Origin of the sequence: Streptomyces sp. Y7 (assembly GCF_043195415.1) — a bacterium.
In the GTDB taxonomy this organism is placed as follows: domain Bacteria; phylum Actinomycetota; class Actinomycetes; order Streptomycetales; family Streptomycetaceae; genus Streptomyces.
On the sequence record NZ_JBIDDQ010000001.1, the window covers coordinates 811,350 to 836,902 of the forward strand.

Sequence of the window (25,553 nt, forward strand, 5' to 3'; positions counted from 1 at the left end):
CGACTCCCGAGGAGCCCCGTGAGCATCGCCGACCCCCAACCCGCCCTGCCCGCCTGGCGGCTGCTCCTGGGCTATGTGCGCCCGCACCGGTGGGCCCTGCTGGCGGGCGCGGTGCTCTCGCTGGTCACGGGCGCGACCGGGCTGCTCCTGCCGCTGGTCGCACGGGAGCTCATCGACGACCTGTCGCACGACCGGGCGATCACCCGGACGCTGCTGATCATGTCGGCGCTGGTGGTGGGCAACGCGGCGCTGGGCGCGTTGGGTTCGTACGTGCTGCGGCGGACCGCGGAGTCGGTGGTGCTCGGCGCGCGGCGCGCCCTGTCGTCGTATCTGCTGCGGCTGCGCATCACCGCCGTGGACCGCAGCGAGCCGGGCGATCTGATGGCGCGCGTCACCTCGGACACCACGCTGCTGCGCGAGGTCACGACCGACTCGCTCGTGGGCCTCGGCACGGGCGGGCTCACGCTCGTGGCGACGGTCGTCATGATGGGCCTGGTGGATCCGGTACTCCTCGCGGTCACGCTCGCCGTGATCCTGGGCGCCGGCACGGTCCTCGGGGTGATCGTGCCGCGCATCAACCAGGCCAGCCGGCGGGCGCAGGACGCGGTCGGGGTGATGGGCGCCTCGCTGGAGCGGATCCTCGGCGCGCTGCGCACGGTGAAGGCGTCCGGCGCCGAGCACCGGGAGGAACGGACGCTGCACGACGCCGCCGAGGAGTCCTGGCGGCAGAGCGTGCGGGCCGCCAAGTGGGCGGCCGCGGCGGGCAACACGGCCGGGCTCGCCATGCAGATCGCCTTCATCACGGTGCTCGCGGTGGGCGGGGCGCGGGTGGCGACCGGCGCGATCGACATCGGCACGCTGGTCGCGTTCCTGCTGTACGTCTTCTATCTGATGTCGCCGATCCAGGAGGTCGTCGGCGCGATCACGCAGTACCAGACGGGTTCGGCGGCGCTCGCCAGGATCCAGGAGGCGCTGCGGCTGCCCGCCGAACCGGCCGCCCTGCCCGCCCCGTTGCCGTCCGCCGGTGCGCGGCCCGCCACACTGGCCTTCGAGGACGTGCGCTTCCGGTACGCCGAGGACCTGCCGTACGTCCATCACGGCGTGACGTTCGACGTCCCCGCGCAGGGCATGACGGCGTTCGTCGGCCCGTCGGGCGCGGGCAAGACCACGGTGTTCTCGCTCATCGAGCGGTTCTACGACCCGGAGGACGGGACCATCACGCTCGACGGGCGGGACCTGGCGGACTGGGAACTGGTGCAGCTGCGTTCGGCGATCGGGTACGTGGAGCAGGACGCGCCGGTTCTGTCGGGCTCCCTGCGCGCCAACCTGCTGCTCGGCAATCCGGACGCGGACGAGGACGCCGTGACCCGGGTGGTGAAGACGACCCGGCTGGACGGCCTGGTCGCGCGGCTGCCCGACGGCCTGGAGACGCTCGTGGGGCATCGGGGCACCAAGCTGTCGGGCGGTGAGCGCCAGCGCGTGGCCATCGCCCGGGCCCTGCTGCGCCGGCCGCGGCTGCTGCTCCTCGACGAGGCCACGTCGCAGCTGGACGCGGTGAACGAGGCGGCGCTGCGGGACACCGTCGCCGACGTCGCCCGTACGACCACCGTGCTGGTCGTCGCGCACCGGCTGTCGACGGTGACGATGGCCGACCGGATCGTGGTGATGGACGCGGGCCGGGTGCGCGCGGTGGGCACGCACCGCGAACTCGTCGCGGGCGACCCGCTCTACGCGGAGCTGGCGGCGACGCAGTTCCTGGCGACGGCGGACTGAGCCCTCCCGTCGGCCGTGCCGACCGAAGGGACGTCGGTGGCCCGCCGCCGGCGGCGGCTCTTCGGGCCCGCGCGGGCGCCGATCGACCGCCCTCAGCCCTGGAGTCGGCGCACTCGTTCGGCGTCGCAGGTGCGCGGGCAGGTGGCGCACGCCTCGTCGGGGCGGATCGTGTAGTACATGCAGCAGCCCGCGCGGGTGCGCGTCGGGTGGCGGCGGCCGTCGTCCGTCGTCAGGTGCCGGAAACCGGCACCGCTCGGGTACGGGGCCACCGCCGACGGCAGCAGCCGGGTGGCCGCCCGCACGGCCTCGTCCTCGTCGCCCAGCACGCGTCCGAGGTACCAGATGCCGGAGACGAGGTCGTCGCAGACCAGGCCCCACAGGGCGCGGGAGCCGCGTCGCGCGAGAGGGCCGATCGCCTCCAGCAGCGGTGCCATGTGATCGGCGACCGCAGCCCGCAACTCGGCGCGCAGAGCCTCTTCGTGAGGAACCGTCAGCACCCCGGGCAGGGCCGCCGCCGGATCGTCGGCAAGACAGGCGAGGTCGCTTCCGGGCGTGACGGTGAACTCGGCCGTGGCGAAGTCCAGCCGCAGGTCCTCGGGCCGGATCCGCGGCACGCGGCGTTCGAGGTACCAGGCTCCGCTCATCAGGAGCGACACCGACCAGGCGTAGTCGTGCAGGGCACGCGAGGCGGCGACGTGCGGCCGCGCGACGACGCCGTACCGATCGTGGATCCGGGCTTCCTCGGCGGCCACGAAGGCGTCGAGTACGGCCCCGTCCTTCACCAGTTCCGCGGCGGAGACGCCCGCTGCGGCATATCTCGCACCGGGTTCGGCGACCCGCACGGACAGCACCTCGCACAGGTCGGTGAGCCGCGTGTAGACGTCACCGAGCGTATGTGCGACGGCGGTGGTCGTCGGGGCCAGGGACATCGTTGCTCCCCTGCGTGTGTCCTCAAGTCAGATAGGTAAGGCTTACCTTACACTTGCGATCAAGCAGAGAACGCCAGGTGGGCCACGCGCCCATGGATCGACCACCTCCAACACCCCAGTGGCGGTGCGGCATTTGAGAGGTAAAGCAAGGCTCACCTAAGCTCACTGCTTGTGACCGCGACCCGACGGGGCGCACCGTTCGGTGTGCCCTTCCGTGCCCTCAGGCACGTCCCGCTCCTCCCCTCCGGAGCCGCCGCCCCTGTGCCGGGCGGCGTCGTCCGCGGGGCGAGCGGCTCACGGGTGATGCCCGGGGCGACCGTCCGCGCGGCCCCGAGCGCGGCGCCGGCCGCGAGCCCGATGACGGTGCTCGGCAGGACCCCTCTGCGGGCGCGGCCCGCGACCCTCCACCCGCCAGCGGAAGTCGGTTCATCGCCATGCGCCTGTACCTGCTCGCCCTCAACCCGACCGACGCCGTCTCCGAGGGCTTCCTGCCCGCGGCGGCCCGGCTCGGCCTGGATGTCACCGTCCTCACCGACCAGCCCGCGGCCCATCGCCGCGCCCATCCGGAGATCGAGGTCCTGGAGTGCGACGTGCGTGACTTCCGGGCCGTGATCAGCCGTGTCTCGTCCCACCACCGGCCGGACGCCGTCTTCACCAACAGCGACCATCTCCAGACGCAGGCCGCCCTGGCCGCCGCCTACTTCGCTCTGCCGGGCAAGGACTGGCGGGCCGCCCTGCGCTGCAAGGACAAGGCGGAGATGCGGCGCCGGCTCGCGGCGGCCGGCGTCGACACCGTGTGGTCGGCCGAGCTGACCGACCCGGTGGCGCCCGGCGACGCGCCGTACCCCTGTGTGCTCAAGCCGCGCGAGGGCGTGGCCAGCGAGGACGTCGTCCTCGTCGACGGCGCGGAGGAACTCGTGGCCCATGCCAAGGAGATCCTGGAGCGCCGCCCCGGTGCCACCCTGGTCGTCGAGGAGTACCTCCCGGGCGACCTGTGCACCCTGGAGACCCTCGGCGACGGGAACGTCCGCCACGTCCTGGGCGGCTTTCGCACCGAGCTCTCCCCACCGCCGTACTTCATCGAGGAACGTCTCACCTTCGTCGCCGCGCACCCCGGGCCGGTCGTCGCGCAGGTCCTGGAGCAACTGGACGCGCTCGGAGTCGGGTTCGGGGCCTGCCACACCGAGTTCGTGGTCCACGAGGGGCGCGCGCGGATCATCGAGGTCAACTACCGCGCCATCGGCGACCAGTGCGATCTGCTGCTGGCCGGGCTGCTGGAGATCCCGCTCTTCGAGCACGTCCTGCGCACCCACCTGGGCGAGCCCCTGCCGGCCGCCCTCGGCGCCCGGCGGGACGGCGCCGCCCGCCTGGAGTACCCGTGCGCCGACCGCGCCGGAACCCTCGTCGCCGCCCCCGAGGCCACCGAACTAGATCTGGGCGGCGTCCATCTGACGTACCGTCCGCTGCGCGCGGTCGGCGAGCGGCACGAGCTGTACCGCACCAACCGCGACTACCTCGGCGTGCTGCGCGGCACCGGCACCGACCAGGCGGCCGTGGACCGGGCGGTCGCGGGCTTCCTGGCCGAGCGGCGCTGGGAGATCCAGCCGTGACCGTGCCGACCACCACCACGGACATGTGCGAGGCCGAGCTGCTCACCCGGGTCCTCGGCGCCCTGCTGCGCGAGGACGTGGCCGGGCTGCGCAGCCGGGGCACGCCGCTACGACGTCCGGACGGGGACTGGGTACGCCTGCCGGTGCCGGGCGACGCGCTGCTGCTGCCCGTCACCTCGGACGGCTACCAGGGCGTGTACGCCGCCCGGCTGCCGCTGCTGGTGCGCGAGTCGGACGGCACCCGACTGTCGTCGTGCGACAGCGTGCTCGACGCTCTGCGCGCGCTCGCCGAGCCCGGGGACCGGGGCGGATTCGACGCCTTCGCCGAGGAGTGCCGTCAGACGCTGGCGACGATGAGGCTGCACGCGGCCACGCGGGACGAGGTCATGGACCGGCTGACGTTCGGGACGGGCCTCGGCGGCAGCCTGGCGTACGACGCGCTAGCGGCCCGGCTCGACCATCCCGTCTATCCGACGGCACGCGGCCGCTCAGGGCTGGGTGAGGAGCAACTGCGGGCGTACGCACCGGAGTTCCAGCCCACGTTCGCCCTGCGCTGGGTCGCCGTCCCGCGAGACACCGTGACTCTCTCGGGCGCGCTGCCGGAGTTCTGGCCCACGCCCGCGCGCCTCGGACTGATCGACCTGCACGGCACCCATGTGATGCTGCCCGTGCATCCGCTGACCGTGGACGCCCTGCGCGAGGCCGGCCTGCCCGACGGGGCCGTGCTCGCCGGGCGGGCCCATCTGGAGGTCGTGCCGACGCTGTCCATGCGGACGGTGGCGACGGTCGCCGATCCGTCCGTCCATCTCAAACTCCCCCTCGCCACCGCCACGTTGGGCCTGCGCAACAAGCGGACCGTCAAACCGGGCACGCTCGTCGACGGCGCTGTCGGGCAGCGGCTGGTGGAGGCGGTGATCGACCGCGAGCCGCGGTTCCGGGACGTGATCCTGCACGCGGACGAGACCACGTACGCTCACGCCGGGCACGAGCTGCTCGCGGTGCTGTGCCGCCGCTACCCGGCCGGCCTCGACGACACGGTGGTGGTGCCGATGGCGGCGCTTCTCGCGGAGGCGCCGGACGGCCGAACGGTGCTCGGCCATCTCGCCGACCGCTTTCACGGCGGCGACCAATTCGCTCTGCTCGACTCGGTGTTCACGCTGCTGTTCGACTGGCAGACCACGCTGTTCGGCCACGGCGTCGCCCTGGAGTCGCATCAGCAGAACGTCTCCCTGGTGCTGCGGCCGGACGGTCCGCGTCTGCTGTTCAAGGACAACGACGGGCCGCGCGTCAACACCGAGCGGCTCAAGGCCGCGCTCCCGGGTCCATGGGCCTTCGACGACGCGCGGATCCTCGGTGTGGACGACGGGCCGGTCACCGACCTGTTCACCACGATCACCGTGCATCTGTGCGCGGGCGCGTACGCCTTCGGGCTCCCCCGGCAGCGCCGCGAACTGCTCGATCTCGTGCGGACCCGGCTGACGCAGTCCGTCGACCGGCTGGGCGGCGACGCGGCGGAGGTCCTGCGGGCGCGCGTCCTGCACGCGCCAAAGCTGCCGGTGAAGGCGATGGTGACAGCCGGGACGCTGCTGTCCAAGGAGCGGTCGGGCGCGGCCGACATCAACAAGCACTACACCAGCGGGCCCAACTACCTGCTGCCTGACGGGGCTCCGGCATGAGCGCCGAAGCAAGCATGCCGTCCCGTCGCCGAAGCCTGCCACGCCCTTCACCGAGCCTGCCGCGCCCTTCCCGGGGCCTGCCGTCCCTTCGCGGAGGCCGGCACGGCCGCTCCCCCGCCCACCCCGCACCCGCCCACCCGCTGGAGCCGCTGATGCCCACCCTGACCGACACGCTCCCCGAGCAGGGCACCGCCCCGGTCGACCGCCCGCGACTGCCCGCCGCCGACGAGGTCGTGGCGCACACCCTGCTCAACTGCCTGCTGCGCGAGGTCTCCGGCCCCGAGCGCCAGAGCGTCGTCACCGGCGGCCGGCTGCTGCTGCTGCGGCTGCCGCGCCGCGGCGTCCTGCTGCGCGTGGCGCTGCGCCGCACCTCGCTGCTGGGCGCCCACCGGTTCACCGGCCCGGTGAGCGAGCAGCGGGGCGGTGCGTGGACGGAGGTGGACTGGCGACGCCTCGCCGAGTACACCCAGGACGAGCTGTCGCTGCGGACCGGCGTGCGCAACGAGGAGTTCCTGGAACAGATCGCCTCCAGCCACGGGGCCATCTCGGCGGCCATGGCCGCCGCCCGCCCGGCCCGCGCCCCCGGGAACCCGCTGTCCTCCTATGTCGCCTCCGAGCAGTCCCTCCTCTTCGGCCACCGCTTCCACCCCACGCCGAAGGCCCGCACCGGCGACCCGCGTGCCTGGTCCGCCTACGCCCCCGAGGTCGGCGCGTCCTTCCCGCTGCGGCACCTCGCCGTACGCACCCACCTGATCGCCGAGGAGTACACCGACCCGGCGTCCGTCGCCCCGCTGGACGCACAGCGCACGGACGTGCCCGACGGCTACCGGCTGCTGCCCGCCCACCCCTGGCAGTTCGAGACGCTCCGCGAGCATCCGCTCCTGCGCGCCGCCCTGGCACGCGGCGACGTCGTCGATCTGGGCCTCGCGGGCGCCCCGTTCGCGGCCACCGCGTCGGTGCGCACGCTGTACGACGGGAGGACGTTCCTGAAGTTCAGCCTGAACGTGCGGATCACCAACTGCCTGCGCAAGAACAGCAGTTACGAGCTGTCCGGTGCCGTCGCCCTCACCCGGGCCCTGGCCCCGGCGTTCGCCGATCTCGCCGAGCGGTTCCCGGGCAGCGACATGCTCCGCGAGCCCGCCTACCGCACGCTCGCCCTGCCCGGCGCCGACGGCACACCCGACCGAGCCCTGCTGGAGGGCTTCGGCGTGATCGTCCGCGAGGGACTGCCGGACCGGCTCACGCCGGGCACCACTCCCCTGCTCGCGGCGGCCGTCGCCGACGAGTACCCGACCGGCGGCGCGCACATCTCCCGGCTCCTCGCGGGCGCCGACGAGCGGGCGGCCCTCGACTGGTGGTCGGCGTATCTCCAGCTTCTCGTCCCGCCGGTCCTGGCCGCCTACTTCGACCACGGCCTGGTCCTGGAGCCGCATCTGCAGAACGTGCTGATCTGCGTCGACGGCGACGGCCGGCCCGCCCAGGTGCTCTTCCGCGACCTGGAGGGCACCAAGCTGCTCCTTGACCATCACGCCGACACCCTCGGCGCGCTGCCGCCCGAGGTCGCGGGGCCGATGACCTACGACGCGCGGCGCGGCTGGGACCGCGTCGTCTACTGTCTGCTGGTCAACCATGTCGCCGAGCTGCTCGCCGCCCTCGCCGACCTGCACCCGCGTACGGAGGCCGCGCTGTGGGCCCGGGTGCGCGACACGCTGCGGGCGTACGCCGCCGGTCACGGCTGCCCGCCGCGGTTGGCCGCGCTCCTCGCCGGGGTGCCGCTGCCCGCCAAGGCCAACCTCCTCACCCGCTGGGAACGCAAGGCCGACCGGGAGGCGGGCTACGTCCGGCTGCCGTCCCCGCTGGCCGAGGACTTCCTGCGCGACACGACCGGGAGCGCCACGCGATGACACGGCCCACGCCCGCGGTCCACGACCGCGTCCTGTCCCTGCCGTCCACGGACCTCCCGGCTTACGTCTACGACCTGGACGCCCTGGGTGCCCACGCGGCCGCCGTGCGGGACGCGCTGCCCGAGCGGGTCGAGCTGTACTACGCCGCCAAGGCCAACCCGGAGCCGGAGATCCTCACCGCGCTTCGCCCGTACGTGGACGGCTTCGAGGTGTCCTCGGGCGGTGAACTCGCCCATGTCGCCAAGGCCGTCGCCGGTCACCCGCTCGCGTTCGGCGGCCCGGGCAAGACGCCGGAGGAGATCACCGCCGCGCTGGAGCGGGGCGTCGAGCGCTTCCACGTGGAGAGCGAACACGAGCTGCGCGTACTGGCCGAGTCGGCGCGACGGGTGGCTCCGGCGCGGCGGGTGGCGGTCCTGCCGCGCGTCAACCTGCCGGTGGCCGACGGCTCGCTGGCGGGCAGCTCGCTCGCGATGGGGGGCCGGCCGACCCCGTTCGGCATGGACCCGGCGCAGGCCGCTCCGGTGATCCGGCAACTGGCCGGCGGCACGTTCCCGCACCTCGAACTGCTCGGCGTCCACGCCCACTTGGCGAGCGGACTGCAGGCCGCGGAGCAGATCGCGGTGGCCGAGTCCGTCGTCTCGTGGGCGACGGGCCTCGGGGTCCGGCTCGGGGAGGTGAACGTCGGCGGCGGCATGCACGTCGACTACGGCGACCCCGGGCGCCGCTTCGACTGGGCCGCCTACGGTGCCGGGCTCGCCCGGATCACCGAGCGGCATCCACGGCTGACGCTGCGCATCGAGCCGGGCCGGGCGCTGACGGCGTACTGCGGCTGGTACGCCACCGAGGTGCTGGACGTGAAGCTCAGCCACGGTGAGGAGTTCGCCGTGGTCCGGGGCGGCACACATCATCTGCGGACCCCGGCGACCAAGGGGCACGACCAGCCGTTCTCCGTCCTGCCGGTCGACGCATGGCCCCACTCATGGCCGCGTCCGGCCGCCCAGGGCGTGGCAGGGGTCGCCCCGGACCGGGAGCGCGGGCGGATCACCCTGGCCGGGCAGCTGTGCACCCCGAAGGACGTGCTCGCCCGCCGGGTGCCGGCGGGTGGCCTGCGGGCCGGGGACCGGGTGGTGTTCGCGCTGGCCGGGGCGTACGCGTGGAACATCTCGCACCACGACTTCCTGATGCATCCGAAGCCCGGCTTCCACTTCCTTCGCTCCACCGCGTAGACGGCCCGTCACTCTCGGCGCACGCGAAAGGGCCGCCCGGTCGAGGGGCGGCCCTTTCGCTCGGGGGTGTGCGGCGCGTCAGACGTCGACGGCGGGCAGCATCCTGGTGACCGGGGTGTCGACCGGCCGGAACTGCTGCGGCCGCTGCGCCCGGTTCAGCTCCTTGAGCTGGTCGAGGCGGGTCAGCTGCTCGGAGGGGCGGGGCATCTTGGCCCTGCGGTCCGCGGGCACGCCGGTGGCCGCGAGGGAGTCGAGGGCGGTCACGGGGTTGAGCATGCCGGCGCTGGGGGGATCCACCGGGGCCGCGTTCGCCAGCGGGGCGGCGAGGCCGGTGAGGCCGGCCGCGAGACCAACGGCTGTGGCGATACGTCGTGTTGAGATCATGTCTGGGGCAACGGTGCGGGCCCGCCGCCGGACACGGCCGCCCGGCACCCCTCACCCGTCAGGCCGAGCGCATCGGCAGCGCTTGCCGAGCCCCGCGCCGCGGAGGACTCTCAGAGGTGAGGCCCCCGCGGCCGCCCCTCGTCCTGCCGCGGGCCTCGGAGGAGGTCACCATGGGCACCACCGCAACACCGTCATTCAGCACCGACACACTGCGCCGAGCCGTCGAAGGGCAGAGCCCGGACTCGCTTCTCTCGCTGTACACGGACGACGCGGAGATCCGCGTCGTGAACCGCAACGCGCAGCCGAGCCACCCGAAGGTGGTCAGCGGCCGGAACCAGATCGCCGAGATGCTCACCGACGTCTACAGCCGCGACATGACGCACAAGCTGGAGGGCTGTGTGGTCCAGGGCGACCGCGCCGCGTACAGCGAGTCGTGCGAGTACGCGGACGGCGTGCGGGTGATGTCCGAGTCGATGATCACGCTGCGGGACGGGAAGATCTCCCAGCAGATCATCATCGAGGCATGGGACGAGTAGGGAGGACGTGGCCGAAGGTCCAGGTCTCGGCCCGGCTGACCTGGACCTTCCGGGCACGTGCCGCGGCGGGCCGGACACGTCCCGTCCGGCCTGGGCGGGCCTGGCCGATCGCCGCGGCGGGCAGGCTGGTCGCCGGCGCCCTGTCGCGGTCGGCGCTGCGGTCGGCCGGGCCGCGGCAGCTGCCCCCGATCAGCGCATCCAGGCGCTGTACGTCATCACGTCGCCGGCTTTCACGCCGAACGGGGGGTCGTCCCTGGTGAAGGTCTGCTCCAGTCCCAGGACGGAACCGTCGGCGGCGTCCATGATCAGCATCCGGCGGCTGCCCTCACCGTCGTACACGTACGCCTGTCCGCGCCGGCCGAGGCGATCCGTGACCTGACCGACGGGCCGTAGCCCCTCGGCGTCCGCCAGCAGGCCGGCCAGCGCGGCCGACTCGCGAGAGCCGAGAGTCCAGTGGTCCAGCAGGATCTCGGTGGCGTCGAGGAGTTCGGCGGTGGACAGCGGCTTGGTGTGGTCCGCAAGGAAGGCACGCTCGGCCTCCTCCAGGTAGTCGTGCAGAGCAGCCGCCTCGTGCGGTGGCGGCGACTCGGGCGGGGCGTCGCTCCAACTCGGCGGGTAGGTCCGCCTGCTGAGGACGTGGCCGTCGTCGACGAGGCGGGGTGCGCCGCCCTCGTCGGTGAGGACCGGCCTGCCGGGGTGGCGGGGGTCGGTCGCCACGACGAGCTCGGTGTGGCTGTCGTCGGCGTTCCAGCGCACGATCGTCTCCTGCGGCAGGGTGATCGGCGGGTCCTGGTCGCTCATGGCCAGACTCCACGACTGCACGTGCGTGCCCTTGCGCAGCTCGGGCGAGTCCTGCGACGCCGCCTGCTCGGCGCGCTCGGCCAGCAGTGCCATGGACACGGGCGTGGAGTCGGCCCGCACGACCAGCGGGCGCGGTGCGGCGGCCGCGGGGGCGGTGGTCTGGCCGGTGAACAGCAGTGCCGACACGAGCGCCGCGACCACGGCGGACGCCGCGAGGCCCCAGGCCAGCCGGGTGCGGCGGCGGGGCGCCGCCGGGCGCTCGCGCAGCAGCCGGTCGAGGTGTCGTTCGGCGGTGTGGTCCAGCGGGCCGTCGCCGTGGTGGGGGCCGTCGACCGGTACGGGGTTGGCTCGGCGCAACAGTTCGAGTTCGTCAGCCATGGCTTCGTTCCTTGGGCACGGTCGTCGGGCTCACACGGTCTATCTCGGCTCTCAGCCGGCGGCGGGCGCGGTGCAGCCGCATCGAGGCGGCCCGGCTGCCGCAGCCGAGGGCGACGGCGAGTTCCTCGACGCCGAGTTCCTCCCACGCCGTCAGCCGCAGCACCTCCTGGTCGGCCGCCGACAGCCGGGCCAGCGCCTCGTGCACCCAGGCGCCGGGCGCTTCCGTGTCGGGGCTGTCCACGATGTGCCGGCCGTGCGCGGCATGGTCGTTGCCCATCCGGTCGACCAGCCGCCGGCGGCGGCCGTAGCCGCGTACCGCGTTCGCCAGGCAGTTGCGTGCCACGCCGTACAGCCAGGGCAGCGGGGCGGCCGGCAGGTCGGCCCGGCGGCGCCACGCCACGGTGAACACCTCGGCCACCACTTCCTCGACCTCACTCGTACGCCCGTCCAGTCGCCGCGCGACATAGCGGCTGACCGCCCAGTAGTGCTCGCGATAGGCAGCGGCGAAGGTCTCGTCGTTGCTCATGTTCCGTTCGTGTCCGGCACCGGCCGGATCGTCACACCCTCTTTCGTGATGCTCGTCGCGTCAGTCGAGTGTGACGTGCGCGTGGGGTGCGGACACAGGCGGGGCGTGAAGAGGATCAAAGACTTCAAGGCCGTCCAGTGGCTGACCACCACGGACCACAAGACCATCGGCACGCTCTATCTGGTCACCTCGTTCGGCTTCTTCTGCCTCGGTGGCGTGATGGCGCTGTTCATGCGCGCCGAGCTCGCCCGGCCCGGGCTGCAGATCATGTCGAACGAGCAGTTCAACCAGGCGTTCACGATGCACGGCACGATCATGCTGCTGATGTTCGCGACGCCGCTGTTCGCCGGCTTCGCCAACTGGATCATGCCGCTGCAGATCGGCGCGCCGGACGTGGCCTTCCCCCGGCTGAACATGTTCGCCTACTGGCTGTACCTGTTCGGCTCGCTCATCGCGGTCGGTGGCTTCCTGACTCCGGAGGGCGCGGCCGACTTCGGCTGGTTCGCCTACAGCCCGCTCTCCGACGCGGTCCGCTCGCCGGGCATCGGCGCCGACATGTGGATCATGGGCCTGGCCTTCTCCGGCTTCGGCACCATCCTCGGCTCGGTCAACTTCATCACCACGATCATCTGCATGCGCGCGCCCGGCATGACGATGTTCCGCATGCCGATCTTCGTGTGGAACGTGCTGCTGACCGCGGTGCTGGTCCTGCTCGCCTTCCCCGTCCTCGCGGCGGCGCTCTTCGCGCTGGAGGCGGACCGCAAGTTCGGCGCCCACGTCTTCGACGCGGCGAACGGTGGAGCATTGCTGTGGCAGCACTTGTTCTGGTTCTTCGGGCACCCGGAGGTGTACATCATCGCGTTGCCGTTCTTCGGCATCATCAGTGAGGTCATCCCGGTCTTCTCCCGTAAACCGATGTTCGGCTACATGGGTCTGATCGCGGCGACCATCTCGATCGCGGGTCTGTCCGTGACGGTGTGGGCGCACCACATGTATGTCACGGGCGGTGTGCTGTTGCCGTTCTTCGCCTTCATGACGTTCCTCATCGCCGTCCCCACAGGCGTGAAGTTCTTCAACTGGATCGGAACGATGTGGAAGGGCTCGTTGTCCTTCGAGACACCGATGCTCTGGGCGGTCGGCTTCCTGATCACCTTCGTCTTCGGTGGTCTGACGGGTGTCATCCTGGCCTCGCCGCCGTTGGACTTCCACGTGTCCGACTCGTACTTCGTGGTGGCGCACTTCCACTACGTCGTCTTCGGCACCGTCGTGTTCGCGATGTTCGCCGGATTCCATTTCTGGTGGCCCAAGTTCACCGGCAAGATGCTCGACGAGCGCCTGGGCAAGATGACCTTCTGGACGCTGTTCGTCGGCTTTCACGGCACCTTCCTGGTCCAGCACTGGCTGGGCGTGAACGGAATGCAGCGCCGGATTCCGGACTATCTCGCGGTGGAAGGTCTCACGACGCTCAACTCACTGTCGTCCGTGTTCTCGTTCGTGCTCGGCGCGTCCCTGCTGCCGTTCTTCTACAACATCTGGAAGACCGCGAAATACGGCAAGAAGGTCGAGGCCGACGACCCGTGGGGCTATGGCCGCTCGCTGGAGTGGGCCACGTCCTGCCCGCCGCCGCGCCACAACTTCCTGTCCCTGCCGAGAATCCGGTCCGAGTCCCCGGCGTTCGATCTGCATCACGCCCCCGCGCCGGAGAAGAAGGAGTTGAGCGCTCTGTGAGCGTCACCGACGGATTCCTCAACGACATCGAGGGGCATCTGCTGCTCGCCGCGACCCGCGAGGAGGGGCGTACGGCCGCCGCTCGCTTCAGCGCCCCGCTGCACTGGCTGACGGACGGGCAGCGGGGCGAGGTGGAGCGGCGGTTCGAGGCGGAGTACCTCGCACTCGCCCGGCTCTCCTGGCAGCGGACGGCGGAGCGTGCCGGGAGCCTGCGGGACGAGTACGAGGCGACGTACCGCCATCTGCGGCGCAGGATGCTGGCCTGCTGGCTGCTGACCTGTGCCGTGGTCCTCGGGGTTCTTCTCGTGTCCCTCGCCTAGTCCTGCCGCGCTAGCTCACCGTCCACTTCTGGTTGTCCTGGCCGTTGCAGGCCCAGAGCACCAGCTTCGTGCCGTTGGCCGTGGCGGCGCCGTTGGCGTCGAGGCAGAGCCCGGCGTTCACGTTGGTGAGGGTGCCGTCGCCGTTCAGGTTCCACTTCTGGTTGTTCTGGCCGTTGCAGTCCCAGATGACGACACGGGTGCCGTTGGTGGTGCCGAGGTTGTAGGCGTCCAGGCACTTGTTGCCGTAGACCACGAGTGCCTTGCGGGTGCTGTGGTACCGCCACACCTGGTTCTGACCGGCGTTGCAGTCCCACAGCTGGGCGTCGGTGCCGTTGGCGATGGTGTTGTCGTCGATGTCCACACAGCGTCCGGACCCGGTGCCCGTGATCAGGGTGCCGTTCGCGCCGGGCAGCGGCCGGACGGCGATGCCTTCGAGAGCCGGGGCGCCGGTGAAGGCGATCGTGTTGGCGTTGCCCTTGGCGAGCGTGACGTTGACGGAGATGTTGCCCGCGGCGGCGCCGGTCGGCGGGAAGGAGACCTTGGTCGGGGTCTGGCCGTTGACGGTGAGCGTGGCCGTGCGGGCGGTGGAGGTGCTGTTGGTGTAGGAGACCTCGACGGTCTTCGGACCGGCGTTTCCCGCGACCACCCCGGAGAAGCTCGACGTGCCGCTGTAGGTGCTCGCGGACTGCTCGGTGCCGCCGGTGACGGTCAGCATCACGGAACCGCCGGCCGGGACACTGGCGGTGTGGCTGGTGCCGGTGGTGGCGACGTTCTGGCGGGCCCACAGGTCGCGGACGGTCGCGGTGGCGTTCGTCAGGCCGAGGTCGGACCAGCGGACGGTCATGTTCTGCGTGGTCGAGGTGCGGTTGAGCAGGACGACGGCACGATTGCCGCTGCCGGCGAGGACCTTGCCGTACACCTGGAGGCCGGCGGTGTCCTCGGCCACCTCCACGCCCTGGAGGCCCCGCGGGTCCTGGTCGACGGCGATGACCTCCGGGTTGGTGAGGATGCTCGCCGTCTCGGCGGTGAGGGTGGTGAGGTCGAGGCCGGCGAGCAGCGGGGCGCCGGAGATCGCCCACAGGTTCATGTGGCTGCGGTTCTGGGCGGCGGTCAGTCCCGTCATGCCGACGACCATCATGTCGGGATCGTTGTAGTAGCCGGTGTGCTGGGCCGTGGGGTGGATGTTGCGGTCGAAGGCGGTCAGGACGTTGCTGTAGGCCGGGGTGCCGCCATGGAAGAAGATGTCCGTGTTCGTCCGCCACATCGGACCCATGCCGGGCGCCCAGTTCCAGGGGTTGTCGTAGCCCCAGTTGCACAGGGAGAGCGCGAGGGGGCGGCCCGTGGTGGCGGTCGCGGCGGCCACCGCGTCGCTGATCGCCCGGTAGGTCGTCCTCGGGTCGAGGCCCTCGGCGTCGCCGCCGCACCAGTCGACCTTCACGAAGTCGAAGCCCCAGCGGGAGAACTGGAGCATGTCCTGCTGGTAATGCCCTTCGCTGCCCGAACCGGGCGCGGCGGGGCGTCCGGTCGGGAAGTAGTAGCCGCAGCCGTCCTTTCCGGCGTCGGTGTAGATGCCGGCCTTCAGGCCCTTGCTGTGGATGTAGTCGGCGATGGCCTTCATCCCGCCGGGCCACTCCGTCTCGTCGACGGTGATGTTGCCGGCGCCGTCGCGGGTGCCCTGCCACCAGCCCTCGTCGATGTTGATGTACTCGTAGCCGGCCTCGGGCAGTCCCGCCGCCACGAACGCGTCGACCTGCCGCTTGATCACGCCGTGGTCGACCTTGGCGGCGAACGCGTTCCAGGAGGCCCAGCCCATGGGGGCGGCGGGCACCGGGATCTGCCGGGCCGTCGTGGCGGCCTGCGCCGGGGCGGGTGACGCGAAGAGCAGGGCGGCCGTCGCGGTGAGCGCCAGGACCAGGGCGCGGGTGACGGCGGATCTGAGGCGGTGGACCAGGGTGGTGCGGGGCGGGGGGTTCATGCGGCTCCTTCACGCGGGAAGCGGGGGAAGCGGAGACGAAAGGGTTCGTCATTTCGAACATGATTCGGAACATCGAACGCGTGGCGCCGAAATTAGGGCCGCGAGAGGGGGAAGTCAACGGATGGGACGGACCTGAAGTCGCCCGTTCGCGCGTCCAGTTGGCGCTCGTGCGGCCCGGCGCCGCCATACTGGCGAGGTGAGGGTGGCGATCATGACAGCGGGCTCCCGGGGCGACGTGGCTCCCTACACCGGACTCGGCCACGCCCTGTCCCGGGCCGGGCACGAGGTGACCCTGGTGACGCACGGCTGCTTCGAGCGGCTGGTCACGAGGTCAGGCGTACGGTTCCACCCGTTGCCCATCGACCCACGGGCGGAGCTGGAGTCCGCGCGTGGGCGGAGTCTGCACCGCAGCGGAACCGGCCTCGGCAAGCTCGTGCGTGTGGTGGGTCTGGCCCGGAGTCTGGCCGGGTCACTGACGGACGACATGCTGGCCGCCGCGCGGCGGAGCGACGCCCTGCTCCTGGCCCCCTCCACCGCGCCGCTCGGACACGTCATCGCCGAGGGCCTGTCCCTGCCCAGCATCGATCTGCCGCTCCAGCCCCTCGCACCCACGCGGGAGTTCGCGCCCGCGATGCTCGGCGGCGGCTCCTGGGGCAGCCTGCCGAACCGGGTCGGCGGGCATGCCGTGAACCTGGCCATCGAGCGGGTCTTCTCCGCGGCCGTCCCCGACGCGCGCACCCGCCTCGGCCTGCAGCGCGAACGGACTCGCGGTGCGCGACGCGGCCGACCGGACGGCACCGTGCTCCACGGCTTCAGCTCCCTGGTGGTGCCCCGGCCGCACGACTGGGGCCCGCATCTGCGGGTGACGGGGTACTGGTGGCCCTTCGACGGCACCGCTGAACTCCCGGCCGAGCTGCGGGACTTCATCGACGCGGGCCCGCCGCCGGTGTTCGTGGGCCTGGGCAGCGCGACCGTGCCCGATCCGGCGGGGCTGAGCGCGGAGGTCGTACGTGCCGTGCGCGCCGCCGGGCTGCGGGCGGTGATCCAACGGGGGTGGGGCGGCCTGGCCGCCACCGGCGACGACGTGTTGACCATCGACGAGGTACCGCACTCCGCGCTGTTCCCCCGGATGGCCGCCGTCGTCCATCACTGCGGCGCGGGAACGACCGCCGCCGGACTGCGCGCCGGGGTCCCCGCGGTGCCGGTGCCGATCCAGTTCGACGAGGGCTTCTGGGGCGCCCGGCTGGTCGCACTCGGCGTCGCCCCACGCGTCCTGCCACTGCGCAGGTTCACGCCCGAAGCGCTCACGGCCGCGCTGCGGCGGGCGACCGGCGACCCGGCCTACGGCGACCGGGCCCGCGCCCTGGCCGGGGAGCTGCGCGCCGAGGACGGCACCGCTCCCGTACTGGAGGCGGTGCACCGGCTCGGCGGCTGAGCCCCCGCCCGGCTCGTCGCCGCCGGCCGTCAGGGCCCGGTGAGCCGTGGCCCCACCGGCTGGAGGATGCCGAGCAGGATGCGGACGAGTTCGTCCACGACCTCGTCGAGGGTCGCGTCCACCCAGCCGGCGCTCCAGTCGTGCAGCAGCCCGTTGACGCTGCCGATGAACGCCGTCACCGCCAGGCGGTAGTCACGCGGTGCCGCCTCCCCGCGGGCCACGGCACCCGCCACCTCGGCGCACACGAGGTCGATCCAGCCGGCGCGCCGGGCGAGGCGCTGTTCCTCCAGGCGGGGGCTGACTCCGATGATCTCGACGAAGGTGATGCGGATACGGCGCCGGTCCGAGGTGACGTTCGCGGCGTACGCGCGGAAGATCACGGTGGCGCGTTCGGCGAGGGGCAGGTTCTCCGCCTCGGCGACCGCGGCCATGACGGCCTCCTCCGCCCACCCGTTGACCTGGAGGTGGAGGGCGGCCAGCACATCCTCCAGGGTGCGGAACTCCTCGTAGAACTGACGAGTCGACAGTCCGGCGGCCTCGCTGAGTGCCGCGACGGTCGTCCCGCGGAAACCGGGGGTGTCGCCGAACAGCCGCAGCGCCGCGTCGAGGAAGCGCCGGCGGCGCTCGGCCTGCCGCTCCTCGGCCGACTTGCCGCCGTAACGGCCGGTGGGCGCCTTGATCCTGCCCGCCACGCTGTCCTCCCGCCGTCTCGCCGTCCCGACGATCAATTTTGTCGTGTACGCACTCTTGTGGAGAAGGGCACCCCCTCCTTACTTTTCAGTAAGTTGACTCTGAAAGCACTTGTGTTCAGATTCAGCGCTCCGCTTTGGCATGCCCCGTTCATGACGCCCACCCCCTCCAGAGGAAGAGAGAGCAGTCATGCCTGCCATCAGACCCAGGCACCTGTGCTCCGTAGCCGCCGCCCTCGCCCTGACCGTCTCCGCCTCCGCGAGCGCCGCCACCGCCGCCGGCTCCTCCGACGCCGCGCTGCGCGAGGTGCTGTTCGTCGGCAACAACTGGGACGGCACCGCCGACGTCATCAAGTCGTCCGGCGACTTCGCGAAGATCGGCCGTATCGACGTCGTCCCCGACAAGGACGAGCGGATGGCGGAGATCAACGCGAACCCGATCAAGTGGATCTACTTCATGGCGATCCGCAACAGCGTCGGCGAAGGGCACGACCAGTTCGTCGACGACATGTACTCGACGCCGGACGGGAAGTCGGTCGTCGTCTCGCGTCCCAGTTTCGCGGACGTGGTCTCCCTCGACCTGGCCACGGGTGCGGTCAACTGGCGCTTCCCCGTGTCCGGTTACCGCGCCGACCACATGGCCGTCTCCCCCGACGGCAAGCGGGTCGCCGTGTCGGCCTCGACCTCCAACACCGTGCACGTCCTGGACATCGACAGCGGCAGGGAGCTGGGCAGGTTCGGCACCGGCGACAAGCCGCACGAGAACATCTTCACCCAGGACGGCAAGTACATCTACAACATGGCGATCGGCGACGTGAACACGCAGACCGATGCCCCCTGGCTGGACTGGACGAAGGGCGACCGGCGCATCACGGTCGTCGACGCGAACACGTACCAGCAGGTCAAGGTCATCGACATGCGCCCGAAGCTGGACGCGATCGGCCTGACGGACTACTCCGACGCGGTACGCCCCGCCGTGTTCTCACCGGACGAGTCGAAGCTGTACTTCCAGGTGTCGTTCTTCAACGGCTTCTTCGAGTACGACCTGGCCACCGACAAGATCACCCGCACCAAGACCCTGCCGAAGAACCCGGCGACCAGCGACGACCGCACCACCTTCGTCAACGACTCACGCCACCACGGCATCTCGATGAGCCCCGACGGCAGCAAGCTGTGCGTCGCGGGGACGATGGACGACTACGCCACGGTCGTCAACCGCACCACGCTCCAGGAGGGCCCGCTCGTCACCGCCTCCAAGCCCTACTGGGCCACGGTCAGCGGTGACGGGAAGTCCTGTGTGGTCTCCGAGAGCGGCACCGACCAGGTCACCGCCATCGACTTCGCCACCGGGCGGAAGCAGGTGTCGGTCCCCGTCGGCGACCACCCGCAGCGGGTCCGGATCGGGCATGTGCAGAGCGGCTGGACGAGTCCGTCGGCGAGCTGATCAGCCCAGGGCCTTCAGCACCGCGCCCACCCCGTCCTCGGTCGCCATGTGCCGTGCGGCGACCGAGGCGGCACGGGCGTACGCCTGCTGCCGCACGGTCCGGCGCAGCGCGTCCGCGAGCCTCCCGGCGGTGAGGGAGGCGAAGGGGATCGGGGCGGTGGCGGCACCGATCGCGTGCAGCCGGTCCGCCCAGGCTGGTCCGCGGTCACCGGCACCGGGACCGAGGGCGCTCCGGCGCGCAACGCGGCCGCCGAGGTGCCCGCTCCGGCGTGCTGCACCACCGCGGCCACCCTGGGGAAAAGCAGGGCGTGCGGCAGGTCGCCGACGGTCAGGACGTCGTCGGCGTCGACCGCGAGCCGGGCACTGCCGGCCTGCACGATGCCCCGCAGCCCGGCGCCGCGCAGCGCCTCGACGGCGATCTCGCTCAGGCGCTCGCCGTGTCCGGCCGCCATGCTGCCGAACCCGATGAACACCGGGCGCGCTCCGGCCGCGAGGAAGTCCTCCACCTCGGCGGGCAGCCGGCGGTCCGGTGCGAGATACGGCCACCAGGTGCCGACGACGTCGAGTCCCTCGCGCCAGTCGGACGGGCGCGGCACCAGCGCCGTGCTGAAGCCGTGCAGGACGGTCAGGTTCGCCCTCTCCTGACGTCGGCGCATCCGGGCCGGGGTCAGGGGTGGCAGGTCGAGGCGGCGGCGCAGCGCGGCAGCGGCATCCGTGTAGACCCGGTCGGCCATGCGCAGGGCGAGGCGGCCGGCCGCGCGGTTGCCGAGGCGGCCGAAGGAGCGGGTGCCCATGACGGTGGGCGGGAAGTCGCCGGTCGGGGCGGTGGGTTGGAGGTGGGCGCCGACGGCCGGGATGTCCATGGCCTCGGCCACGTGCAGTCCGAGCGGCGCCGTGGTGGTCGACAGCAGGAGCAGATCCGTGCGCTCGTCCACCGCGTCGGCGAAGCCCTGACCGAGTTCGGTGACGAACGCGGCGGCTGTGCGCAGCAGTTCACGCCGCCCCGCGACGCCGCCTTGCGTCCACGGGCGGCCGGAAAGGCTCCGAAAGCCCAGGCCCGCTTCCCGCACTTGGGGGGCGAAGGCGTCCGTCGTGGCCACGGTGACCTCGTGCCCGGCTTCCCGCAGTCCCGATGCTCCAGGGCGTTCGCCTGCGGGTCCCGCAGGATCGCGGCGATCTCGTCGAGCGAGAAGCCGAGTTCGCGGTAGAAGAGGATCTGCTGGAGCCTGGCCAGGTCGGCGTCGTCGTACAGCCGGTAACCGGCGCCGCTGCGGCCACCGGGCGAGAGCAGTCCCGCCCGGTCGTAGTGGTGCAGCGTGCGCACGGTCACCCCGGCGAAGGCCGCGACCCTCCCCACGGAGTAGCTCATTCACCTGCCTTTTCGTCGAGGTCCAGGGTGCAGCCTGACGTAAGGGGAGGGTCAAACGCCGTTCGTCATCCGGTGGTGCGGGCCGCCCAGGCGGAGAGCTCCGACCGGGCGGCGTTCAGCAGCTCGGCCGAGGGCTCCCTCGCCCCGTTCGTGACCAGCGCGTAGTGCGGGACGCCGGAGTCGGTGTCGCCGAGCAGCAGCCGGCGGCTGCCCGTGCCGCCCGGTTCCGCGGCCACGCCGACCGGGGTGGCCGCGGTGTACGACGGGGGCGCGTACACCGTGCCCAGGTCGGAGACCACGGTGGTGGACCCGGTCGGGAAGGAGGCCGGGAGGTGCAATTCGGTCGGGGCCGTGCCGCTGTTCGAGCGCCACAGCAGCAGGCCGTACTGCCCGGATCCGACCAGTTGGGCCACGCCGGGCAGCGAGCTCGGCACCGGGTTCCAGGTCAGGGTGGTGTCGCCGTCCCGGGAGCGGTCCTCGTAGGTGAAGGCGACCGTCGTACCGGAGGTGGCGCTCGGGTAGATCCGGTCGAGCAGCCGGGCGTCCTGGCGCAGCACCGGCGTGCCGGAGTTGTCGAGGCGTACGGCGGAGAGGTCCTCGCCGTTCCAGGCGTCGCCGGCGGTCTGCACCTTGTCCGGGTTGTCGTTCATCAGCTCGTGGTGGCGGCCGTTGTAGATGTCCCACTGCCACTGGGAGCCGGAGAGGACGGGACCGGAGCCCGCTGAGTCCGACCACCAACTCGCGCCTTTCACACGGGAGTCGAGGGCCTGGTACATCGCCTTGTAGACCGTCGGCGCCTTGTCGGAGACGGATCCGCTCAGCGGGTGCCCGAACTCGCTGATGATCGCGGCCGTGCCGGTGGCGGCGGCGCGGTCGCGGACGGTCCCGAAGTCGCCGGCGTACTGGCCGTCGGCCGCCTTGCCCCACATGAAGATGCCGGAGATGGCCTTCTGGTCGTAGAAGTGGGTGTTGAACACATAGCGCGGGCCGAGTGGGCCGGCGTCGAGCAGGCCGCCCTCCTGCTTCTGGAAGTCCAGGTTGGCGTTCCAGAAGAGGTTCGGCTCGGCGAAGAGCGGCTTGTCCTGCCAGCCGGCCGCGTCCATGCGGGCCCGGAACCTCTCGTAGAACGGCCAGAGCACGTCCCGTTCCCAGGTGCGGCTGCTCTGCCCGGAGTCGTAGCTTCCGGCGTGCGGCTCGTTGTAGGGGTCGAAGCCGACGACGCCCGCGAACCGGTCGGCGGTGAGGTTCTGCCTCAGGTACGTCATCGTCTCCTGAGCGGTGTCGAGGAAGGCGTCCTGGAGACCGTATTCGTTGTGCCAGAAGTCGTACGTCGACTGCTTGACGGCTTCGTTCGAGGTGATGTTCTGACCCCAGAACGGGCAGATCCCGCAGTACTCGTCGGGGTAGTCGCCGAGGTCGACGGCCCATTCGGGGGCGCCGTCGCCGGTGTACCAGCTGTCCGTGTCGAACAGCCAGCGTGAGTAGAGGTCCTGGTGGAAGTCCGGGTACACGCGGATCCCGGCGTCCAGGAAGGCACGCATCTGGTCGGTGGCCTTCGCGAGGTACGTCGTGTCGACCTGGCCGCGCACGGGCTCCGCATAGGCCCAGGAGAGCAGGAAGCGCACCGAGTTGCCGCCGCCGAGGGCGCGCAGCGCGGTCGCGGACTTCCTCGCGTCGGCGGTCGACGCGAAGGGCAGGCCGTTGTTCTCCTTCAGTTTCGTCTCGCCGGAGACGTTGTAGCCGCGCAGGACGACCTCGCGGCCGTGGGCGTCGACGAAGCGACCGCTCCGCACGGTGAGCGGCGCTTCGTCGAACCAGAGGGAGTCGGGCAGGGAGGCGGCGGTGGCGGGAGAGGGGCCCGCCACCGTGAGGGATCCGAAGAGGACGACCAGGACAACCAGTAGACGCGTCCGAATGTTCGGCATGTCCACTACAGTCTGGTGATATCAGGACACCGTCAATACTTCTGACTCACGAGTAAGTTGGTTCTCTGTCAGCTCAGTTGCCCACTCTGCGCGTCAGGTTCAACAGGTACTCCTTCCGGTTCAGCGGGTTCAGGTCGGTGCGGCGGCGCTGCGGGAGCGTGCCGCGCGGGGCGGGCGCGTAGTGCTCGAAGGCACTCTCCAGCTCGCCCTCACCGCGCGTCAGTCCCGGCAACTGCTGCTCCAGTTCATGGACATGGGCCGCGGGAACCGAGCCCTCCAACCGGCAAAAGGCGCCGCGGGTCTGCGTGGTCTGCGCAGTGGCGCGCAGCCTGGTCAGGACCGGCAGCAGCGCGGCCAGGGTGTCGCTCGGCGCCTCCAGGCGGAAGTGGTGCAAAGGCTCGTGCACCCGCGTGCCCGCCCGGCGCAGCGCCTCGATCAGGACCAGCGGGGTCACACCCCGGAAGTCGTAGCCGGTGCTGGACATGCTCTTGTCGAAGCCCTGGTGGGCGTGGCTCTGCCGGGGCGAGTAGCCGGAGTGGGTCATGGTGACCGTGCAGTCGGGGACCTGCCAGCCGTGCAGCCCCTGGCCGAGGGTCTCGCGGACGGTGTCCTCGACGGCCTTGAAGAAGGCGTACGGCATCGAACCCAGCTCCACCTCCAGCCGGAACTCCACGCCGGACCCGGCCGGCGCGGGGTCGACGCGCAGGCCGACCGTCGCGAGGAAGGGGTTGCCGTCCTTCTTGTTGAACTCCACCGCCGAGCCCGAGCCGACGGGCCGCTCGATGCACAGCGGCGTGGTCTCGCGGAAGGTGACGTCGAGTCCGAAGTCGTCGGCGAGCGTGGCCTGGATGACCTCCTTCTGCACCTCGCCGTAGAGGGAGACGAAGGTCTCCTGGCGCACCTCGTCGTGGCGCAGGTCGATCAGCGGGTCCTGCTCGGCCAGCCGGGTGAGGGCGCGGTGCAGGGCCCGCCGGTCCACGCCGTCGGCCGGGGCGACGATCGTCTCCAGGGTGGGCGGGGCGAAGAAGTGCCCGTACGCCTTGCGGGGTTCGCCGATCGTGTCGCCGATCCGGATGTCGGCCAGGCCCCACAGTCTGGCGATCCGGCCGGCCGCCACCTGCGCCACCCTGACGTCCGTGCCCCGGTCGAAGACGCTGATGGCGGTGACACGGCCTTCGGCACGCGTGTCGCCGTGGCCGGGCGTGGCCGTGCTGTGCGCGAGGCCGCCCCCGTCACTCGAGTCGGCCGGCGCGCCGGTCGCCTCGGACGCGCCGAAGCGGATCCGGTCCCGGGTGCGCAGCGTCCCGGAGAACATCCGCGCGTAGGCGACCTTCTCCCCCGCCGGGCCACGCTCCACCTTGAAGACGGTGCCGGAGACGGGACCGCCGGGGTCACCGGCCGCCGCGGGCAGCAGTTCTCTGATGCCGACGCTCAGCGCGTCCACCCCGGCGCCCGTGATGGCGGAGCCGAAGTACACCGGGTGCACGAGCGCCTCACGGGTGCGGGCGGCCAGGGCGGCGCGGAGGCGTTCGCCGGTGACCTCGCCCTCGACGTACGCGGTCAGCAGGTCGTCGTCGAGGCCGGCCAGCACGTCGAGCGCCGCCGTGCCGAGGCCGGGCAGGAACCGCGCGGCGGGCGTGCCGAGTGCGGTGGCCGTGCCCATCGGGACGACGGCCGCGGTGAGCCGTTCGGAGACGGCCCGCAGGACGGCGTCGTACCGGGCGCCGCGTCGGTCGATCTTGTTGACGAACACCAGCGTGGGGATACGCAGCCGTTGCAGCGTGCGCATCAGGACGCGGGTCTGCGGCTGGACACCCTCGACGGCCGAGACGACCAGCACGGCACCGTCGAGGACTCCGAGCACCCGCTCGACCTCGGCGATGAAGTCCGGGTGGCCGGGGGTGTCGATGAGGTTGACCGTCACGTCGTCCCACGTGAACGACACGACCGCGGACTTGATGGTGATGCCGCGCTGCCGCTCCAGCGCGAGGGAGTCGGTCTGTGTGCTCCCGGCGTCGACGCTGCCGATCTCGTCGATCACGCCGGCCGATTGCAGCAGGCGCTCGGTCAGGCTGGTCTTACCGGCGTCGACATGGGCGAGGATTCCGAGGTTGAGCAAGTGCACGAAGCGTCATGTCCTTTGACGAGGGGGTGGTTCCTGCCTGGGGGGACATGAACGCAGTGCGCATCGTGGCTCCTTGCCGTGTGACGACGGGTCCGAGCAGTGCAGCAGACCCGGTCGCACGGCGGCAACGGAATAAACGCGGGACCGCCGCACGGCGGAAACGGTTCTCCCTCCTGTGGCCTGCGTTTCCTGCCGAGGACGACGGGCACCCGGGGCACACCCGCCCATCGCGGCCCGGTCGCGAACGCTCACCGGCCCCGCGGCGAAAGGGACACGCCATGAACCACCGAACGCGATCCGACGCGCACACCCACACGGGGACGACACTGCTGGGCGTCTACCTCAACGACCATCTGGCGGGCGCCACCGGCGGTGCCGAGCGGGCACGCCACATGACACGGTCGTACCGGGGCACGGACCTCGCGACGGCGATGGAGCCGATCTCCGCCGAGATCACCGAGGACCGGGCCATGCTGCTCGACCTCATGGAGCGGCTCGACATCCCGGTGCGGCACTACAAGATCTACGCCGGCCGGGTGGCCGAGCGGGCGGGCCGGTGGAAGAGCAACGGCCGGCTCGTACGGCGTTCCCCGCTGAGCCCGTTGGTGGAGCTGGAGGCGCTGCGGGTGGGCGTGGAGGGCAAGGCGGCCGCCTGGCAGACGCTGCGTGACCTGGCCGACGTCGAGCAGCGCCTCGACCCCGACCTCCTCGACCACCTCCTCGAACGGGCCCGACGGCAGCAGGGCGCGCTGGAGGAACTGCGCCGCCGGCAGATCGGGCCTGCGCTGCGCACGGTCTGA

19 protein-coding genes and 2 pseudogenes are annotated in these 25,553 nt (G+C 71.7%); 11 read left to right on the forward strand and 10 right to left on the reverse strand.

The window, feature by feature from the left end; all coding sequences use genetic code 11:
- Nucleotides 1–18: 18 nt before the first annotated feature.
- Nucleotides 19–1,773: an ABC transporter ATP-binding protein gene (locus ACGFW6_RS03400; protein ID WP_393504174.1), complete on the forward strand. Its 1,755-nt coding sequence runs from the start codon at nt 19–21 to the stop codon at nt 1,771–1,773.
- A gap of 92 nt (nt 1,774–1,865) precedes the next feature.
- On the opposite strand, the gene ACGFW6_RS03405 is transcribed toward ACGFW6_RS03400, so the two are convergent.
- Nucleotides 1,866–2,702 (reverse strand): (2Fe-2S)-binding protein, encoded by an 837-nt coding sequence (locus ACGFW6_RS03405; RefSeq protein WP_393504176.1) that lies wholly within the window; start codon nt 2,700–2,702, stop codon nt 1,866–1,868.
- A 434-nt stretch (nt 2,703–3,136) separates the two neighbouring features.
- Here ACGFW6_RS03405 and ACGFW6_RS03410 point away from each other — a divergent pair, with 434 nt between their 5' ends.
- The 4 genes from ACGFW6_RS03410 (at nt 3,137) to ACGFW6_RS03425 (ending at nt 9,118) form a co-directional block, all read left to right on the forward strand.
- Nucleotides 3,137–4,312 (forward strand): acetyl-CoA carboxylase biotin carboxylase subunit family protein, encoded by a 1,176-nt coding sequence (locus ACGFW6_RS03410; RefSeq protein ID WP_393504178.1) that lies wholly within the window; start codon nt 3,137–3,139, stop codon nt 4,310–4,312.
- A gap of 23 nt (nt 4,313–4,335) precedes the next feature.
- Nucleotides 4,336–5,988: an IucA/IucC family protein gene (locus ACGFW6_RS03415; RefSeq protein ID WP_393505067.1), complete on the forward strand. Its 1,653-nt coding sequence runs from the start codon at nt 4,336–4,338 to the stop codon at nt 5,986–5,988.
- Nucleotides 5,989–6,140: 152 nt separating this feature from the next.
- Entirely contained in the window at nt 6,141–7,892 is a 1,752-nt protein-coding gene (locus tag ACGFW6_RS03420; protein WP_393504180.1) for an IucA/IucC family protein, read from the forward strand.
- On the forward strand, nt 7,889–9,118 hold the full coding sequence (locus ACGFW6_RS03425) for a type III PLP-dependent enzyme (RefSeq protein WP_393504182.1): 1,230 nt from the start codon (nt 7,889–7,891) through the stop codon (nt 9,116–9,118). The genes ACGFW6_RS03420 and ACGFW6_RS03425 overlap by 4 nt, the downstream gene beginning before the upstream one ends.
- A gap of 78 nt (nt 9,119–9,196) precedes the next feature.
- Here the strand turns inward: ACGFW6_RS03425 and ACGFW6_RS03430 are convergent, their stop codons facing one another.
- Nucleotides 9,197–9,502, reverse strand: coding sequence for a hypothetical protein (locus ACGFW6_RS03430; protein WP_393504184.1), 306 nt, complete (start codon nt 9,500–9,502; stop codon nt 9,197–9,199).
- Between the two features lie 170 nt (nt 9,503–9,672).
- On the opposite strand from ACGFW6_RS03430, the gene ACGFW6_RS03435 reads away from it, so the two are divergent.
- Complete coding sequence (locus ACGFW6_RS03435) at nt 9,673–10,038, forward strand: nuclear transport factor 2 family protein (protein ID WP_393504186.1); 366 nt, start codon at nt 9,673–9,675, stop codon at nt 10,036–10,038.
- Nucleotides 10,039–10,227: 189 nt separating this feature from the next.
- On the opposite strand, the gene ACGFW6_RS03440 is transcribed toward ACGFW6_RS03435, so the two are convergent.
- Together ACGFW6_RS03440 and ACGFW6_RS03445 are read right to left on the reverse strand one after the other, a co-directional pair.
- Entirely contained in the window at nt 10,228–11,217 is a 990-nt protein-coding gene (locus tag ACGFW6_RS03440) for a CU044_5270 family protein (protein ID WP_393504188.1), read from the reverse strand.
- Complete coding sequence (locus ACGFW6_RS03445; protein ID WP_393504190.1) at nt 11,210–11,743, reverse strand: RNA polymerase sigma factor; 534 nt, start codon at nt 11,741–11,743, stop codon at nt 11,210–11,212. The genes ACGFW6_RS03440 and ACGFW6_RS03445 overlap by 8 nt, the downstream gene beginning before the upstream one ends.
- Nucleotides 11,744–11,848: 105 nt before the next feature.
- Between ACGFW6_RS03445 and ctaD the strand changes: the two genes are divergently transcribed.
- Both ctaD and ACGFW6_RS03455 read left to right on the forward strand, forming a co-directional pair.
- Nucleotides 11,849–13,471, forward strand: a complete 1,623-nt coding sequence (gene ctaD / locus ACGFW6_RS03450) for a cytochrome c oxidase subunit I (protein ID WP_393504192.1) — start codon at nt 11,849–11,851, stop codon at nt 13,469–13,471.
- The gene (locus tag ACGFW6_RS03455; protein ID WP_393504194.1) at nt 13,468–13,791 is read left to right on the forward strand and encodes a hypothetical protein; all 324 of its coding nucleotides are present in this window, start codon (nt 13,468–13,470) and stop codon (nt 13,789–13,791) included. The genes ctaD and ACGFW6_RS03455 overlap by 4 nt, the downstream gene beginning before the upstream one ends.
- Before the next feature lie 10 nt (nt 13,792–13,801).
- On the opposite strand, the gene ACGFW6_RS03460 is transcribed toward ACGFW6_RS03455, so the two are convergent.
- On the reverse strand, nt 13,802–15,766 hold the full coding sequence (locus tag ACGFW6_RS03460; RefSeq protein ID WP_393504196.1) for a ricin-type beta-trefoil lectin domain protein: 1,965 nt from the start codon (nt 15,764–15,766) through the stop codon (nt 13,802–13,804).
- A 211-nt stretch (nt 15,767–15,977) separates the two neighbouring features.
- On the opposite strand from ACGFW6_RS03460, the gene ACGFW6_RS03465 reads away from it, so the two are divergent.
- The gene (locus ACGFW6_RS03465) at nt 15,978–17,201 is read left to right on the forward strand and encodes a glycosyltransferase (RefSeq protein ID WP_393504198.1); all 1,224 of its coding nucleotides are present in this window, start codon (nt 15,978–15,980) and stop codon (nt 17,199–17,201) included.
- 29 nt (nt 17,202–17,230) lie between these two features.
- On the opposite strand, the gene ACGFW6_RS03470 is transcribed toward ACGFW6_RS03465, so the two are convergent.
- Nucleotides 17,231–17,893 (reverse strand): TetR/AcrR family transcriptional regulator, encoded by a 663-nt coding sequence (locus tag ACGFW6_RS03470; protein ID WP_393504200.1) that lies wholly within the window; start codon nt 17,891–17,893, stop codon nt 17,231–17,233.
- Nucleotides 17,894–18,080: 187 nt separating this feature from the next.
- Between ACGFW6_RS03470 and ACGFW6_RS03475 the strand changes: the two genes are divergently transcribed.
- The gene (locus ACGFW6_RS03475) at nt 18,081–19,334 is read left to right on the forward strand and encodes a YncE family protein (RefSeq protein ID WP_393504202.1); all 1,254 of its coding nucleotides are present in this window, start codon (nt 18,081–18,083) and stop codon (nt 19,332–19,334) included.
- Here the strand turns inward: ACGFW6_RS03475 and ACGFW6_RS03480 are convergent.
- The 4 genes and pseudogenes from ACGFW6_RS03480 to ACGFW6_RS03495 all read right to left on the reverse strand — a co-directional run bounded on the left by ACGFW6_RS03480 (nt 19,335) and on the right by ACGFW6_RS03495 (nt 24,753).
- Nucleotides 19,335–20,461 (reverse strand): annotated as a pseudogene (locus ACGFW6_RS03480) (glycosyltransferase).
- A gap of 5 nt (nt 20,462–20,466) precedes the next feature.
- Nucleotides 20,467–20,703: pseudogene (locus ACGFW6_RS03485) on the reverse strand (MerR family transcriptional regulator); the annotation flags it as partial.
- A 65-nt stretch (nt 20,704–20,768) separates the two neighbouring features.
- The gene (locus ACGFW6_RS03490) at nt 20,769–22,628 is read right to left on the reverse strand and encodes a cellulase family glycosylhydrolase (RefSeq protein ID WP_393504204.1); all 1,860 of its coding nucleotides are present in this window, start codon (nt 22,626–22,628) and stop codon (nt 20,769–20,771) included.
- A gap of 73 nt (nt 22,629–22,701) precedes the next feature.
- Complete coding sequence (locus ACGFW6_RS03495) at nt 22,702–24,753, reverse strand: GTP-binding protein (RefSeq protein WP_393504206.1); 2,052 nt, start codon at nt 24,751–24,753, stop codon at nt 22,702–22,704.
- A 278-nt stretch (nt 24,754–25,031) separates the two neighbouring features.
- On the opposite strand from ACGFW6_RS03495, the gene ACGFW6_RS03500 reads away from it, so the two are divergent.
- Entirely contained in the window at nt 25,032–25,553 is a 522-nt protein-coding gene (locus tag ACGFW6_RS03500) for a hypothetical protein (protein ID WP_393504208.1), read from the forward strand.

Bases quoted from the DNA above. Each gene is read 5' to 3' on its own strand.
- ACGFW6_RS03405 (WP_393504176.1), bottom strand. From the start codon at position 2,702: ATGTCCCTGGCCCCGACGACCACCGCCGTCGCACATACGCTCGGTGAC.
- ACGFW6_RS03410 (WP_393504178.1), top strand. From the start codon at position 3,137: ATGCGCCTGTACCTGCTCGCCCTCAACCCGACCGACGCCGTCTCCGAG.
- ACGFW6_RS03415 (WP_393505067.1), top strand. From the start codon at position 4,336: ATGTGCGAGGCCGAGCTGCTCACCCGGGTCCTCGGCGCCCTGCTGCGC.
- ACGFW6_RS03420 (WP_393504180.1), top strand. From the start codon at position 6,141: ATGCCCACCCTGACCGACACGCTCCCCGAGCAGGGCACCGCCCCGGTC.
- ACGFW6_RS03425 (WP_393504182.1), top strand. From the start codon at position 7,889: ATGACACGGCCCACGCCCGCGGTCCACGACCGCGTCCTGTCCCTGCCG.
- ACGFW6_RS03430 (WP_393504184.1), bottom strand. From the start codon at position 9,502: ATGATCTCAACACGACGTATCGCCACAGCCGTTGGTCTCGCGGCCGGC.
- ACGFW6_RS03435 (WP_393504186.1), top strand. From the start codon at position 9,673: ATGGGCACCACCGCAACACCGTCATTCAGCACCGACACACTGCGCCGA.
- ACGFW6_RS03440 (WP_393504188.1), bottom strand. From the start codon at position 11,217: ATGGCTGACGAACTCGAACTGTTGCGCCGAGCCAACCCCGTACCGGTC.
- ACGFW6_RS03445 (WP_393504190.1), bottom strand. From the start codon at position 11,743: ATGAGCAACGACGAGACCTTCGCCGCTGCCTATCGCGAGCACTACTGG.
- ACGFW6_RS03460 (WP_393504196.1), bottom strand. From the start codon at position 15,766: ATGAACCCCCCGCCCCGCACCACCCTGGTCCACCGCCTCAGATCCGCC.
- ACGFW6_RS03465 (WP_393504198.1), top strand. From the start codon at position 15,978: ATGACAGCGGGCTCCCGGGGCGACGTGGCTCCCTACACCGGACTCGGC.
- ACGFW6_RS03475 (WP_393504202.1), top strand. From the start codon at position 18,081: ATGCCTGCCATCAGACCCAGGCACCTGTGCTCCGTAGCCGCCGCCCTC.
- ACGFW6_RS03490 (WP_393504204.1), bottom strand. From the start codon at position 22,628: ATGCCGAACATTCGGACGCGTCTACTGGTTGTCCTGGTCGTCCTCTTC.
- ACGFW6_RS03500 (WP_393504208.1), top strand. From the start codon at position 25,032: ATGAACCACCGAACGCGATCCGACGCGCACACCCACACGGGGACGACA.